The sequence below is a fragment of the Nocardia sp. AB354 genome (assembly GCF_049538315.1).
Lineage (GTDB): Bacteria > Actinomycetota > Actinomycetes > Mycobacteriales > Mycobacteriaceae > Nocardia > Nocardia nova.
Genome location: NZ_JBMVFU010000001.1, coordinates 367,373 through 381,882, shown reverse-complemented (window position 1 = coordinate 381,882; position 14,510 = coordinate 367,373). Strand labels below are relative to the sequence as shown.

The 14,510-nt window shown below is 67.9% G+C and carries 10 protein-coding genes; all 10 read left to right on the top strand.

The window, feature by feature from the left end; translation table 11 throughout:
- Nucleotides 1–17: 17 nt before the first annotated feature.
- The 10 genes from ACPCUW_RS01765 (at nt 18) to ACPCUW_RS01720 (ending at nt 14,508) form a co-directional block, all read left to right on the top strand.
- Nucleotides 18–767, top strand: coding sequence for a thioesterase II family protein (locus tag ACPCUW_RS01765; RefSeq protein ID WP_423423475.1), 750 nt, complete (start codon nt 18–20; stop codon nt 765–767).
- A gap of 49 nt (nt 768–816) precedes the next feature.
- Nucleotides 817–2,136 carry a polyketide synthase gene (locus ACPCUW_RS01760; RefSeq protein WP_423423474.1) on the top strand — a complete coding sequence of 440 codons (1,320 nt, stop codon included), beginning with the start codon at nt 817–819 and terminating at the stop codon, nt 2,134–2,136.
- Nucleotides 2,129–5,170 (top strand): nocobactin polyketide synthase NbtC, encoded by a 3,042-nt coding sequence (nbtC, locus tag ACPCUW_RS01755; protein ID WP_423423473.1) that lies wholly within the window; start codon nt 2,129–2,131, stop codon nt 5,168–5,170. Before ACPCUW_RS01760 ends, nbtC begins: the two co-directional genes overlap by 8 nt.
- 76 nt (nt 5,171–5,246) lie before the next feature.
- Nucleotides 5,247–6,224, top strand: a complete 978-nt coding sequence (locus ACPCUW_RS01750) for an ATP-binding cassette domain-containing protein (protein WP_423423472.1) — start codon at nt 5,247–5,249, stop codon at nt 6,222–6,224.
- Nucleotides 6,221–7,006, top strand: coding sequence for an ABC transporter permease (locus ACPCUW_RS01745; RefSeq protein WP_423423471.1), 786 nt, complete (start codon nt 6,221–6,223; stop codon nt 7,004–7,006). The genes ACPCUW_RS01750 and ACPCUW_RS01745 overlap by 4 nt, the downstream gene beginning before the upstream one ends.
- Nucleotides 7,003–7,812 carry an ABC transporter permease gene (locus ACPCUW_RS01740; protein ID WP_423423470.1) on the top strand — a complete coding sequence of 270 codons (810 nt, stop codon included), beginning with the start codon at nt 7,003–7,005 and terminating at the stop codon, nt 7,810–7,812. Before ACPCUW_RS01745 ends, ACPCUW_RS01740 begins: the two co-directional genes overlap by 4 nt.
- Before the next feature lie 330 nt (nt 7,813–8,142).
- Entirely contained in the window at nt 8,143–9,291 is a 1,149-nt protein-coding gene (locus ACPCUW_RS01735) for a lipase family protein (RefSeq protein ID WP_245658852.1), read from the top strand.
- 104 nt (nt 9,292–9,395) lie between these two features.
- Nucleotides 9,396–10,712 (top strand): lipase family protein, encoded by a 1,317-nt coding sequence (locus tag ACPCUW_RS01730; protein ID WP_423423469.1) that lies wholly within the window; start codon nt 9,396–9,398, stop codon nt 10,710–10,712.
- Nucleotides 10,713–11,027: 315 nt separating this feature from the next.
- Nucleotides 11,028–12,131 (top strand): alkane 1-monooxygenase, encoded by a 1,104-nt coding sequence (locus ACPCUW_RS01725; protein WP_423423544.1) that lies wholly within the window; start codon nt 11,028–11,030, stop codon nt 12,129–12,131.
- Nucleotides 12,132–12,399: 268 nt separating this feature from the next.
- Nucleotides 12,400–14,508 (top strand): glycogen debranching N-terminal domain-containing protein, encoded by a 2,109-nt coding sequence (locus ACPCUW_RS01720; protein WP_063016702.1) that lies wholly within the window; start codon nt 12,400–12,402, stop codon nt 14,506–14,508.
- The last annotated feature ends 2 nt before the right edge of the window (nt 14,509–14,510 follow it).

Below are 14,510 nucleotides of genomic sequence, written 5' to 3'. Positions count from 1 at the left end.
TGAGGAGTCAGACGAGCATGGCAGCACCCGGTTGGATCCGGCAGTTCCACGCCCCGCGCGGGGCGAGCGCACCGTTGATCATCTGCCCGCACGCGGGCGGCGGCGCGTCGACCTATCGGCCCTTCTCGAAGCAGTTGCGCGACCATTTCGACGTCGGTGTGCTGCAGTACCCCGGCCGCCAGGACCGCGCCCGCGAGGCCGCGCTGCGGACGCTGCCGGAGATCGCCGAGGGCGCCTTCGACGAGTTCGCGCTCTCACCGTGGAACCGCGACGAGCCGATCACGGTGCTCGGCCACAGCATGGGGTCGATCGTGGCCTTCGAATTCGTACGCATCGCCGAATCCGAAGGCGTGCCGGTGCGATTGCTGGCCGTCTCGGGTGCGGTTCCCCCGTCGCGGGTGGCCGAGATGCCCAACCATCCCACCGAGGACGAACAGTTGCTCGACCATATGGCCGGGCTGGAGGGCACCGGCTCGGATCTGCTCGGCAATCGCGACCTGATGCGGATGGCGCTGCCCGCATTGAAGGCCGACTACGCCGCCTTCGACCGCTATACCTGCCCGCCGGACGTGCGGGTGCAGGCTCCCGTGCAGGCGATGGGAGGCAGCGACGACGAGTACGTCACCATGGGCGACCTCTACGGCTGGCAGCAGCACACCGAATCGCAGCTGGCGGTATCGATATTCGACGGTGGCCACTTCTATCTGCACGACCACGTCGAAGGCATCGCGGAGCTGCTCGTCGCCGAGATGGAGACCCGGGCATGAGCGACGCGACCGGAGGCGGCAGCGTGCGTAACCACGGAGGGAGCCGGGAATGCCCGCAGGTGACCACAGCGTGAGTGATGCGGATTCCATCGTCGTCAGCGGCCTCGCCGTCGAGGCGCCCGGCGGCATCGAGACCCCCGGCCAGTACTGGGCGGCGCTGTCGCAGGCCCGCGATCTGACCGGGCCGTTCCCGCGCGACCGCGGCTGGCCACTGGCCGAACTGCTGAACCTGTCGCGCCACGAAGGCTGGGCCACGGTCCGCGACGCGGGCGGATTCCTCGATCGCGCAGCGGAATTCGATCCGATGTTCTTCGGCATCACACCGCGCGAGGCGGTCGCGATGGATCCGCAGCAGCGGGTGGCGCTGCGGGTGGCCTGGCGGGCACTGGAGAACGCCGGCATCAACCCCGCGGCCGTCGACGGTGACGAGGTGGGCTGTTATATGGGCGCCTCGCCGACCGAATACGGTCCGCACAGCGCCGAGGTCAACGACTATTCCGGCTATCGTGCGGCCGGTGCGGCGCTGGGAGCGGTGGCCGGGCGGATCTCCAACTGCCTCGGCCTCGGCGGCCCGTCGATCGTGGTCGACACCGCCTGTGCCTCGTCACTGTCGGCGCTGCATATGGCGGCGGCGGCGATCCGCGCCGGGGAATGTGAGTGGGCGCTGGCCGGTGCCGTCTGTGTGATGGGTTCGCCCGCCGCGTTCTTCGAATTCTCCAAGAACAACGCGTTGGCCGCAGACGGGCAGTGCAAACCGTATTCCGATGCCGCCGACGGCACGCTCTGGGGCGAGGGCGCGGGGGTGGTCGTGCTGGAACGCGAATCGCGGGCCCGCGCGGCCGGTCGCCGGATCTACGGCCGGTTGCTCGCCACCCGGGTCAACCACAACGGCGCCGGAGCGCCGATCGCCGTGCCGAGCAGCCGCGCGCAGGAGCGACTGATCCGCGCGACGGTTGCGGCAGCGGATATTTCCCCCGAGGTCGTCGGCATGATCGAAGGCCACGGCACCGCGACGGCGGTCGGCGATCCGCTGGAACTCGAGGCGCTGGACCGCGTCTACGGATCGGGCTCCGCGCGCCTGGGCTCGGTGAAATCGAATCTGGGCCACGCACAGGCGGCGGCGGGCATGCTCGGGCTGATCAAGGTGCTGCTCAGCGGTCTGCACGGACAGATCGCGCCGACCCGCTTCGCCGACAATCCGACCGGCAAGGTGGATTGGGACGCGACCGGCTTGCGGCTGGCGGCGAAACTCGAGCACTGGCAGCCGCACGACGGCGTGCGCTACGGGGCGGTGTCGTCGTTCGGGGTGTCGGGCACGAATGCCCATGCGCTGCTGGCCATTCCGGCCGAAGAGGAGAGTCATGCCTAGCTACCGCCTGCCCGACGGCAGCGTCCCGATCCTGCTGTCCAGCGACAACCCGGACCTGCTGGGACCGGAGGCGGCCGCCGTCGCGGACTACCTCGCCGACCATCCCGAGGTGACTCCGGACCGCCTGGCCGACATGCTGTTTCGCACCCGCTCACCGCGCCGCCATCGCGCTGTGGTGATGGCGGATGCGCAGACCGATGTGATCGCCGCGCTACGTGCCGTCGCCGACGGCCGCCCGCATCCGGCGGTGGTGCGATCGGAGCGCGCCGCGACCGCGCAGCGCGTGGCCTACGTCTTTCCCGGCCAGGGCAGCCAGCGCCCCGGTATGGGCGCGATGCTCTACGAGCACTCTTCGGCTTATCGCGATGCTGTCGACGAGTGCGACAAGGTCTTTCACGATCTCTACGGCTGGTCGCCGCGCCCCTATCTGCTCGAGGCCGGGCAGGACGCCGACGACAAGGCGCTGACCGTGCAACCGGCGCTGTTCGTGCAGATGGTCGGTGTGGCGGCCATGTGGCAGGCCGCCGGGGTCGGCCCGGGTGTGACGGTCGGGCATTCGCAGGGTGAGATCGCCGCCGCCTACGTCAGCGGGGCGCAGACCCTGCGGGACGCGGTCCGGATCGTCACCACCCGGGCGCGGATCGTCGACGACCGTCAGCTCAGCGGCTATTCCATGGCGGTGCTGGGCATCGACCGCGACGAGTGTGAGGACCTGATCGCGCGCCAGGCCGATTTCGTGGAGTTGTCGGTGATCAACTCCCGCCACATCATCGCGATCTCCGGAGAACGTGACGCCGTGGTCGCCATCGTCGAGTCACTCAATGCCGCAGGAAAATTCGCCAAGGAGATTCGCGTCCGATATCCGGCGCACACCTCCTATGTGAGTGCCGGGCGCGAGTTGCTGGCTGCCACGGTCGGTCCGGAAATGGACAACCACGCCTTCATCGACACCGAGATCGACTGTATCGGCGCCACCATGGGCGACCGCCTCCATCCGGGTCTGTCCATCGTCGACTACTGGTATCTGAACCTGCGTAACCGGGTGCGCTTCGACCTGGCGATCCGGAAAGCCGTGGAGGCCGGGGCGAGCACCTTCATCGAGATCTCCGAACATCCGACGCTGATGCTCGCGATTCAGGAGAATCTGTCGGAAATTCCGGGGCAGCGGGAATTTCAGACGTTGGGCACCTCGCGCCGCACCGCCGAGGATCTGCGGGAGTTCACCCGTAATCTGGCGACCGTCGCGGTGCACGACGCGAACTATCGGTGGGAGGCGCTGCGCGAACCGGGCGACGGCGGTGTGCCCGCGCTGCCGCTGCTCGATTTCCCCAATACGCAGATGAGCGCCAAATCGCTGTGGGCGCCGTTCGATTACGCTCGCACTGGCGAAAAGAGCACCGCCGGAGGCGATTCCGACGATACGGTCGTCCCGCAGCGGGTGCTCGAGACCTGGACCAGATTGCGGCGGCGCACGATGGTGCCGCCGCGGACCCTCGCGGTGGTCGATCCGAGCGGCGCCCACGCCGAACTCGCGGCCGCCGTCCGCGCGGCCGCGCCCCGCCAAGGCGCCACGGTGATCGAGCCGGGTACCGGCGCGCGGCCGGATACCCTGGTGGTGCTGGCCCCGCCCGCGTCGCCGGACGGTCCGGTGCACGATGTGTCCGAATTCCTCGGGGACCGCGGCTGGTTGGCCGAACTCGACGGCATCGGCGATATCTGGCTGGTGACCGGCGGCGGCGAACAGGTCGTCGACTCCGATCTGCCGGATCCGTTCCATGCCGCCGCACAGGCCGGATTCCGTTGTCTGGCAGCCGAACACATCGGCGTCGCCTTCCGGCACGTCGATCTCGGCGCCGGGACCGATGCCGCCGCGGCGGCGAAGGCGCTGCTCGGCGCGATCCATATCGCGGGGGAGCCGGAATTGGCCGTGCGCGACGGCGGCTACTACGCGAAACGGCTGATCCTCGACGACACCGCGGGTGATCTTCCGCCGCACGGGGAGGAACTGCGCGAGGTCGTCATCGTCGGCGGCACCGGCAAGGTGGGGCTCGACTTCTGCGAGCAGTTCGCCGCCGCGGGCGCGGGCCGGATCACGGTGATCAGCCGGTCCGGCGGTTCGGCCGCCGCCGCGGCGCGCATCGCTGAGATCGGCGCCCGGCACGAATCCGAGATCGTGGTGCGCCGCTGCGACGCCGGTGACGCAGACGCACTCGCCGACCTCGCGGCGGACTACACCGCGAGCCCGGCGACTCTCGTCGTGCATGCCGCCGTGGATTACGACGCCGCGGCCGCCGATCCGGATCCGGCGGCCATTCGCGCGGCCGCGAACGCCAAATCCGTCGTGCTGCACAACCTCACGCGTATCTTCCCGCGCACCGACGACGGTCGCATCGTAGTGTGCTCGTCGCTGTCGGCCACACTGGGCGGGCGCGGGCATATGGTCTACTCCGCGATCAACCGGATGCTGGACGCGCAGGCCGCGCACTACCGGGCCGAAGGCATCCGATGCTCGGCGGTGCAGTGGGGCCTGTGGCGGGCGGTCGGCGCCGACCATGCCGAAGCGCTGGCCCGCATCAATGGCACCGGATTGCTGCCGATGGACCCGGCGGTGGCGGTCGCCGCCGGCTTCGCGCCACGCGCGGCCACTGTGCTGGTCGCCGCCGCCCAGTGGGGTCGCATCCGAGATCTGTTCTCGGTCTTCGGTTTCGCGCCGCTGTTCGCCGAACTACCCACCGACGAACCGGAGCCGGAGGCGGCTACGGTGGCCGAACCGGTGACCGAACCCGAGCCCGCCGCCGACACGGCCGCCGCGCACGGCACCGCCGACACCGTGCGCGATGCCCTGCGGGTGGTGATGGGGTTGGAACCGAGCGAGGCCGTCGACGGATCGGTCCCGCTGGTGGCGCTGGGCCTGGATTCGCTGCAGGCGCTCGACCTCCGCAAGCGGGTAGAGGCCGAATTGCGGCGGGATCTGCCGGTCACCGCCATTCTCGGCGGCGCCTCCCTCGACGAGGTGGTGGCGCTGCTCGGCTGAGGCCGAGGCGGTGGAGTTCATCGAATTATCAAGTTAGCCTTACCAAAGTAAATGGGCGGGCGCTCGGACGGAGAGCATGGTGTCGAATTCAATGGGTGGTCCGGCGGATACGGACAACGCGATCGTCGTCGACGGTGTCGAGAAGACCTTCGGCGCGGTGCGCGCGTTGCGAGGCATCAGCTTCAGCGCCCCCGCGGGCAGTGTGCTGGGCGTGCTCGGGCCCAACGGCGCGGGTAAGACCACCACGGTATCGGTGTTGTCGACGCTGATTCGTCCCGATGCCGGTACTGCGCGGGTAGCCGGCTTCGACGTCGTCACCCAGGCCGCGCAGGTCCGCTCCTCGATCATGCTGACCGGCCAGTACGCGGCGCTCGACGAAATGCTCACCGGCCGGGAAAATCTGGTGCTCTTCGCCCGTCTGATGGGCCTGCGGCGCAAGGCCGCCGCGCAGCGCGCCGACGAACTCCTGGAGCAGTTCGCGCTCACCGAGGCGGCGGAACGACGGGTCGGCCAGTACTCCGGCGGTATGCGCCGGCGCATCGATATCGCCTGCGGATTGGTCCGGCCGCCGCGCGTGGTCTTCCTCGACGAACCCACCACCGGCCTGGACCCCGTCAGTCGCCAGAGCCTGTGGGCGATGGTGCGCTCGCTCAAGGAACAGGGCGTCACGATTCTGCTCACCACGCAGTACCTCGAGGAAGCGGATGCGTTGAGCGACAACATCATTGTCGTCGACAAGGGCACCGTGATCGCCGAGGGCACCGCCGATCAGCTCAAGGCCCGCTCCGGCGACAGCTACTGCGAGGTCGTCCCGGTCGATGCCGGCGATGTGCCGGCCGTGGCCGCCGCGCTGGCGAGCCTGGGGGAGGTCACGATCGCCGAATCGCAGGACCGCGTGTCGGTGCCCGCGCCCGGTGGCGCGGTGACGCTGTCGGAAGCGCTGGACCGAATCAACAGCGCGGGAATCGAATTGATCGACATCGCCTTGCGCCGTCCCTCCCTCGACGAGGTCTTCATCCAGCTGACCGAACCGGCCGAAGAGATCCCGGCATGACCGCGGCGAGCACCGAAACCCCCGAACTGATCCGGGTTCCGGCCGGCCTGCAATGGACGGCATTGAGCGGCCGCATGATTCGCACCGCGCTGCGCGAGGGCGATCTGGTGCTGGCCTTCGCCGCGCCGGTGGTGTTCTTCGTCTGCTTCTACGTGCCGCTGAGGCAGTCGATGGAGGCCGGTGGTATCGACTACGCGCAGTACCTGCTGCCCTTGATCGCGGTCTTCGCCATGTTCTTCACCTCCATGTTCGCGGGTGACCGGGCGGCGCGAGAGGTCGTCGGCGGCATGGCCACCCGGCTGCGGGCGATGCCGGTGCCGCCGTGGGTTCCGGTGACCGCTCGGATGTCGGCGAATCTGGTGCGCGCCGTCGCCGCCTTCGCCGGAGCGCTGATCATCGGCACGATCTTCGGATTCCGATTCCACGGCGCGGATTCCACGCTGGTCTTCGTGCTGGTGGTGCTGGCGTTCGGCGCCACGCTCGTGATCGCCACCGACGCGCTCGGCACCATCACCCGTAACAGCGAACTCAGCGGCACCGTCCTGTTCGGCCCGCAACTGCTGCTGGTGATGACCTCCACCGGGTTCGTTCCGGTGCAGGGATTTCCGGGCTGGATCCAGCCGTATGTACGCAATCAGCCGGTCTCGCAGATCACCGACGCGCTGCGCGGACTGGCGGCGGGGAAGTACCCCGCCGAACTCGGCGTGGCCGCGATCTGGATCGCGGTGTTGCTGGTGGTCGCCGTGGTCCTGGCAGTGCGAGCGGAAGGGCACCGGCGATGAGTGCGACCGTTGTGGACGATTCTCCCGTGCTCGGCACCCGGATCGGTGATCTGTGGTCGCAGACCCTGATCGAGACCGGTCGCCTGCTGCGGCGCTGGTCACGGCAGCCGGAGGTGATCACCAGCACGCTGGTGCTGCCGATTCTGCTGCTGCTCATGTACGACCTGGTGCTCGACAAATCCCTCGGCGCCGCCGGCGGGGCCGACCCGATCTACGGGTTCGTGCCGATGATCGCCGTCGCCGGGGCGATGTACGGCGCGATGGGTACCGGCATGTCGTTGTACGCCGAGCGGGAAAGCGGTCTGCTGCGCCGATTCTGGGTGCTTCCGATGCATCGCTGGGCCGGACTGTCCGGCCGGCTGGCCGCCGAATGCGCCCGCGCGCTCGCGGCGACGGTCGTGGTCGTCGCCGTCGGCATGGCGCTGGGCCTGCGGTTCCAGCAGGGCTGGGGCGGTGCGATCGGCGTCCTGCTGGTACCGGTGATCGTAATCGCCGGATTCACCCCGCTGGTCATCGCGGTCGGGGTGAGCAGCGCCGGTGACAAGGTGGTGCAGCTGTTCGCAATCGTGGTGTTGGTCGGCATGTTCTTCAATTCCGGATTCGTGCCGGTGCAGAACTATCCGGGCCGGCTGCAACCGATCGTGCGGGCTCAGCCGATGAGCTGCGCCATCGAGGCGATGCGCGACTTCACTCTCGGTGGTCCGCTGCTGGTTCCGGTATTGCAGACCGTGGCGTGGTCGGTGGGGCTGATGGTGGTTTTCGGCGCCGTCGCCATTCGCGGTTACCGTCGCGCGGCCCAGAGCTGACCCGTCTTCCGCCTCCTGACAAGCCATTAGCCCGTCATTAGCGAGACACGCCGAGTGTCATTCTGATTCACCGAAGATCGATCCGTCTTTTTCGGTACTGTCGAGATCCGTTTGTTCGTTCCGATAGGCATCCCGAAGCTCAGGAAAGGACGAATCGTGCGGAGCCGGATACGCAGTTGTACCGCTGTCTTGTTCGGAGCTCTCATCGCCGTCGCGGGCGGAATGGTTTCCGCGCCGCATGCCTGGACGCAGCCTCCGGCGCAGGCCGCCGCCGATGATGATTTCTACGTTCCGCCGGCGCCCCTGCCCCCCGGTCCTCCGGGAGCCATCGTGCGAGCTCAGCCCGCATCGCTGATGTTCTCGGCGCCGGGACAACCCGGCGTCGTCCCGGCGATCTCGACACGCATGATGTATCTCAGCAACGACACGCACGACGCGCCGACCGCGGTGACGGGAACGTATCTGCAGCCGATGCTGCCGTGGACCGGTCCCGGTGACCGCCCATTGGTCGCGTACGCGGTCGGAACGCAGGGCCAGGGCGACCAGTGCGCGCCCTCGAAATTGCTGCCGCAGCTCGTCCGATACCAGCCGCCGTTCGACGTCATCGCCGAATACGATGTGTTGGCGCTGTATTCGCTGCTGTCGCGCGGTATGGCCGTCGTGGTCACCGATTACCACGGGCTGGGCACACCGGAAATGCACGACTTCCTGAATCGGAAAGCGCAATCCTATGCAGTACTCGACGCGGCGCGGGCCGCGGAGCAGTTGCCGAACAACGGTCTGGGGCCGCGGCCGCCGGTCATCGTGTACGGCTACTCCCAGGGCGGTATGGCCTCGGCCGGTGCGGCCGAATTGCAGCCGAGTTATGCGCCCGAACTGAATATGCGTGGCGCGTACATCGGCGGGCCGGTGGTCGATCCCGAATACTTCATCGGCTTCAACGAGGGCCAGCCGAGCCTGTCCGGCGCGGTCGGATTCACACTCAACGGCATCGCGGCGGACTATCCCGAGACGCGCCCGGAACTCGACGCCGAACTCAACGATGCCGGCAAGGCGCTGCTGAGCGACGCCGCGAACAAATGTGCCATCGCGGTATCGATCGACAATCCGCAGCGGCAGACGGCCCAGTTCACTTCCAGCGGACAGCCACTCACCACGGTGATCGATCGCTCCCCGGCGTTGAGCCAGGCCTTCGCCGATCAGCGCATCGGCGGCGGCACGCCGTCGGCGCCGGTGCTCATCGCCTCGGCGAAGAACGACGAGGGCGCGCCGTACGCGCCCATCCGAGATGTGGCCGCCGCGTGGTGCAGTCGCGGCGTCCCGGTGCAGATCGATGCGAACTCCCAGCTTCCGCCGATTTCCGGCGTCGTCGGCACCCACGATCTCGCCTTCTTCCCGTCCTTGGCGGCCTCGCAGATGTGGCTGACCGATCGGCTCGCGGCGGCACCCGCGGCGAGCAATTGCGCCGCGTTGCCGTAGCGGCCGACGTGCCCGGAGAGGCCGCAGACGCCCACCCGGGCCACCGATGTTCGATCGCTCGACGCTCGATGTATATCCGCTGAAAACGCAGGGAAGGATCGATCGTGAGGGGCTTGATCCGCAGATGGAACGCAGTTCTGTTCGGCTCGCTCGTCGTCATCGCGGGCGCGGCGATATCGGCGCCACCCGCGTCGCCGCAACCGGCTACGCAGGTCGCCGCCGATGATTTCTACATACCGCCGCCGCCACCGCCGATGCCGCCGGGCGCGATCCTTCGTACCCAACCGGCGGCGCTGGCTTTGTCGGCACCCGGCCAGCCGGGTGTCGTGCCGGCGGCGTCGACGCGAATGATGTATCTCAGCAGCGATACTCACGATGCCCCGACCGCGGTGGTGGCGACGTATCTGCAGCCGGCGGTGCCGTGGACCGGACCGGGCGAACGTCCGCTGGTCGCCTACGGCGTCGGCTCTCAGGGCCAGGGCGACCAGTGCGCGCCGTCGAAGGTGCTGCCGCAGTTGGCCCAGTTCCGGCCGCCGTACGACGTCATCGCCGAATACGACGTCATCGCGCTGGCCTCGTTGCTCGCCCGCGGTATGGCCGTGGTGCTGACCGATTATCACGGACTGGGCACGCCCGATGTGCACGACTTCCTCAACCGGAAGGCCCAGGCGTATGCCGTACTCGATTCCGCCCGTGCCGCATTGCAGCTGCCGGGCACCGGACTGAATCCGCATTCGCCGGTCATCCTGTTCGGCTATTCCCAGGGCGGTATGGCCTCGGCCGGGGCCGCCGAACTGCAATCGAGCTACGCACCCGAACTGAACGTGCGTGGTGCCTACATCGGCGGCCCGATCGTCGACCCCGAGAATTTCATCGGCTACAACTACGGCCAGCCCGGTGTCGGATCCGCCGCGCCGTTCACCCTCAACGGTATCGCCGCCGACTATCCCGAAACGCGGCCGATCCTCGATGCCGAAATCAACGACGCGGGTAAAGGGTTGATGCGCGACGCGCTGGACAAGTGCGCTATCGCCGCGTCACTCGACATTCAAATACGGCGAATAACGCAAATCACCAATAGCGGAGAACCTCTCACCGCTCTCATCGACCGGTCGCCGGCGCTGAAAGCGGCATTCGACGAGCAGCGCATCGGAACGATCGCGCCCACGATGCCCGTGCTCATCGCCTCGGCCGTGAACGACGAAGGCACACCGTATCCACCGGTTCGCGCCGTGGCCGCCGGGTGGTGTGCCGGCGGCACTCCGGTCCAGCTGGACGCGAATCCGCAACTGCCCGCTATCACCGGCGTCGTGGGCACCCACGACCTGGCCTATTTCCCGTCGCTGATGACCGCGCATTCATGGATGACCGATCGGTTGGCCGGTCTGCCCGCGCCGACCAATTGCGGCGCCCTACCGTAGCGAGCCCGGCAGACGCCGCCCGCCGACAGGGTGGGCGGCGTCGCGTCGTCTCGGATCGAGACCCCAGTCCGAAAAACTGCTGTCATACCTTGGCGATTTCGGGGTATCTGCACGTCGGTAGGTCTTTTTCGCTGATCTCTGGACAGCCTGGGAGGAGCGGCTACTCTGAATGTTTCAGGCCTACGCCGCTTTATATTTCAGGCCGGCGCCGCTTCGCGCGGCCGCATTCTCGATCTGGTGTCACTTCTGGATAGCGAGAAGTACATGGCGATCTTCGAAAACACCCGTGCCCGCGACCCCAAGCGCTACCTCTGGATGCTGGGGTTGATAGCACCGGCCTGTGCCCTGCTCCCCGGACCGCTGGTGGTAGTCACCGGCTCACCGGTGTTCTGGTGGATCGGGCCGATCATCGTCTTCGTGGTCATCCCCCTGCTGGACTGGGCGATCGGGAACGACGGCAGTAATCCGCACGACGAGGACTACGAAGCGCTCTCCAACGACCGCTACTACCGTTGGTGCACTTACCTGTTCTTGCCGATGCAATTCTTCGGCCTGTTCGTCGCGGGTTATCTGTGGGCGGACACCGTCCTGTCCTTCGCGGACAAACTCGGTCTCACCGTCACTCTCGGGGTGGTGTCCGGCATCGGCATCAACGCCGCCCACGAGCTCGGCCACCGGTCCGAGCATCTGGAACGATGGCTGTCGAAGATCGCGCTCGCGCAGTCCGCTTACGGGCACTTCTTCGTCGAGCACAATCGCGGCCATCACGCGCGCGTCGCGACACCGGAGGACCCGGCCAGCGCCCGCTTCGGCGAGTCCCTGTGGGTGTTCCTGCCGCGCAGCATGTTCGGCGGGCTCCGCTCGGCGTTCCGGCTCGAACGAGACCGCCTGGCACGCAGGGGAAAACGGTGGTTCAGCTACGAGAACCATCTGTTGCAGGCCTGGTCGATGAGCGTCGTGCTGTTCGGCGCCATGATCCTGTATTTCGGTCCGCGGGTGATCCCGTGGCTGGCCTTGCAGGCGTTGATCGGCGCCTGTCTGCTCGAGACGGTGAACTACGTCGAGCACTACGGCCTGCTGCGCGTGCGCCGCGCCGATGGCACATTCGGGCGCTGCTCGCCGCGCGACAGCTGGAACAGCGACAGTCTGGTCACCAACATCTTCCTGTTCCATCTGCAGCGCCACAGCGACCACCACGCGAATCCGGGTCGCCGCTACCAGACCTTGCGCAGCGTCGAGCAGGCGCCACAGCTTCCGATGGGCTATGCCGGGATGGTCCTGCTGGCCGCCGTGCCGCCGCTGTGGCGCGCCGTGATCGATCCTCGCGTGCTGGCCCACTACGGCGGTGACCTCGGCCTGGTCAACGTCAAAACGCGGCGCAAACAGCCGATCGAGGGGACTGGCGAGCGCTCGCGCTGAGTTTTTCGGCGATGCGCCGTGCCGTGCCACAGCGCGGATTTGCGACCTGGTCGAGGGATTGGCCGTGCCGAGCACCGTTCAGCGGTTACTCTCGATGATCGAGACGTTCTCGTGCGAACGTTGTCGGATAGGCCCACGCAAACCTCGAGCCGGATCGGTTGTCGCCGGTGATCAGGGAGGAGCCGTTCGCGATGGTGATGTTCGAGTCGACGAAACGATCTACCGTGCCTACCGCGGCGCCGCGACACCCCCGAGTGGGTGATGCGCGATGACCGGGCCCTCACCTCTCAACGGGGGCGAACCCGCCCTGCTGAACGGTTCGGTGACGCTGGTCGAGGGCAGCACCTTCTGCCTGTCCGACCGGGTCGGCGATGTGGAATCGGGAACCTCACAGGGCCTGTTCTATCGCGACGCCCGGGTGGTGTCGCGGTGGGAGCTGCGGGTGGACGGGCAGCGGCTCGAACCGCTGTCGGTGCTCAGCCCCGAGGCATTCACCGCGCGCTTCATCCTGCGGCGGCCGCCGCGGTCCGGCGCCGCCGATTCCAGTCTCCTGGTGGTGCGCGAACGACTCGTCGCCGACGGGATGCGAGAAACGGTCATCCTGGAGAATCTCGGCCGCGAACCCACCGCCGTCGTGCTCGAGCTGCGCGCCGACGCCGACTTCGTGGATCTGTTCGCCGTCAAGGAGGGCCGGGCCGGGCACGGACGCGCCGAAATACTGGTCACCGACAACGAACTGCTTCTCAACGACCGCTCCGATCGCGCACGCGGCCTGGCGGTGTCCTCCTCGGAACTCCCCACCGTGCTGCCCGGCTCGCTGACCTGGCGCATCGTCGTGCCCGCCACCGGCCGCTGGCAGACCGAGATCCTCGCGCAGCCGACCGTGGCCAATCAGCGGGTGCATGTCGCCCTGCGCCCCGGCGAGCACTATCGCAGCAGCGAACCGGGCCGCAAGATGGCGGCCTGGCGTGACACCGCCACCAAACTCACCACGGGTGATCCGCAGCTCACCGCCATTCTGCAGCGCACCGAAAGCGATTTGGGCGCACTGCAGATTCGCGAGGAACGCCGGCATCGCACCTTCGTCGCGGCCGGCGCACCGTGGTTCATGACGCTGTTCGGCCGCGACTCGCTGCTCACCGCGTGGATGGCGCTGCCGCTGGACTCCTCGCTCGCACTCGGCACCATGCAGCAGCTGGCCGAAATGCAGGGCCAGCAGGTCGACGCGCTGACCGAGGAGGAGCCGGGCCGGATCATGCACGAGATCCGCCGCGGCCCGGCGGGCGGACTGGCCCTGGGCGGGGAGGTGTACTACGGAACCGTAGACGCCACACCACTTTTCGTGATGCTGCTGGCCGAGACCCGGCGCTGGGGTGCGTCGCCGGAGGCGGTGCAGACGCTGCTGCCGGCGGCGGACGCGGCCCTCGACTGGATGTCGCACTTCGGCGATCGCGACGGTGACGGCTTCGTCGAATATCAGCGCGCGACCGACCGCGGCCTGATCAACCAGGGCTGGAAGGACAGCTTCGACGGCATCAACGACGCGGCCGGACATCTCGCCCAGGCGCCGATCGCGCTGTGTGAGGTGCAGAGCTACGTCTATGCGGCGATCCTGGCCCGGGCCGAACTGGCCGAGGAATTCGGGCAGTCGGACAAGGCCGGGAAGCTGCGCGAACATGCCGCCGAATTGCGCACGAAATTCGCCGAAGCCTTCTGGATTCCCGAAAAGGGCTGGTATGCGGTCGCTTTGGACGGTAACAAGCGCCGCGTCGATGCGCTCACCAGCAATGTCGGCCATTGCCTGTGGTCGGGCATCGTCACCGACGACCACGCCGAACAACTGGTGCACCATCTGGCGACCGCGGAGATGGACTCCGGATTCGGTTTGCGCACACTGTCTTCCGGGATGGGCGCGTTCAATCCGATGAGCTATCACAACGGTTCGGTCTGGCCGCACGACACCGCCATCGCGGTCGCCGGTCTGCTGCGGTACCGCCACATCCCGGGCGCGGTCGGGCTGGCCACCCGGTTGTCCAACGGATTACTCGACGCCGCAACCGCTTTCGGCGGCCGGCTGCCCGAGTTGTTCTGTGGTTTTCAGCGCTCCCGCTTCTCGGCGCCGGTGCCGTATCCGACCTCGTGTTCCCCGCAGGCCTGGGCCAGCGCCGCGCCGCTGTTGCTGGTCCGTTCGTTCCTGGGGCTCGAACCCGACGTGCCGCACCGCACGGTGACCGTCCTGCCGCATGTCCCCGCGCGCTGGGGCAGGGTAGAGCTCACCGATCTGCGCCTCGGCGGAACGGCGGTGGATCTGGCAGTGGACGGTGAGCAGGTGACCGCCGCCAACCTGCCCGAGGATTGGCGGCTGATCACCCACTGACC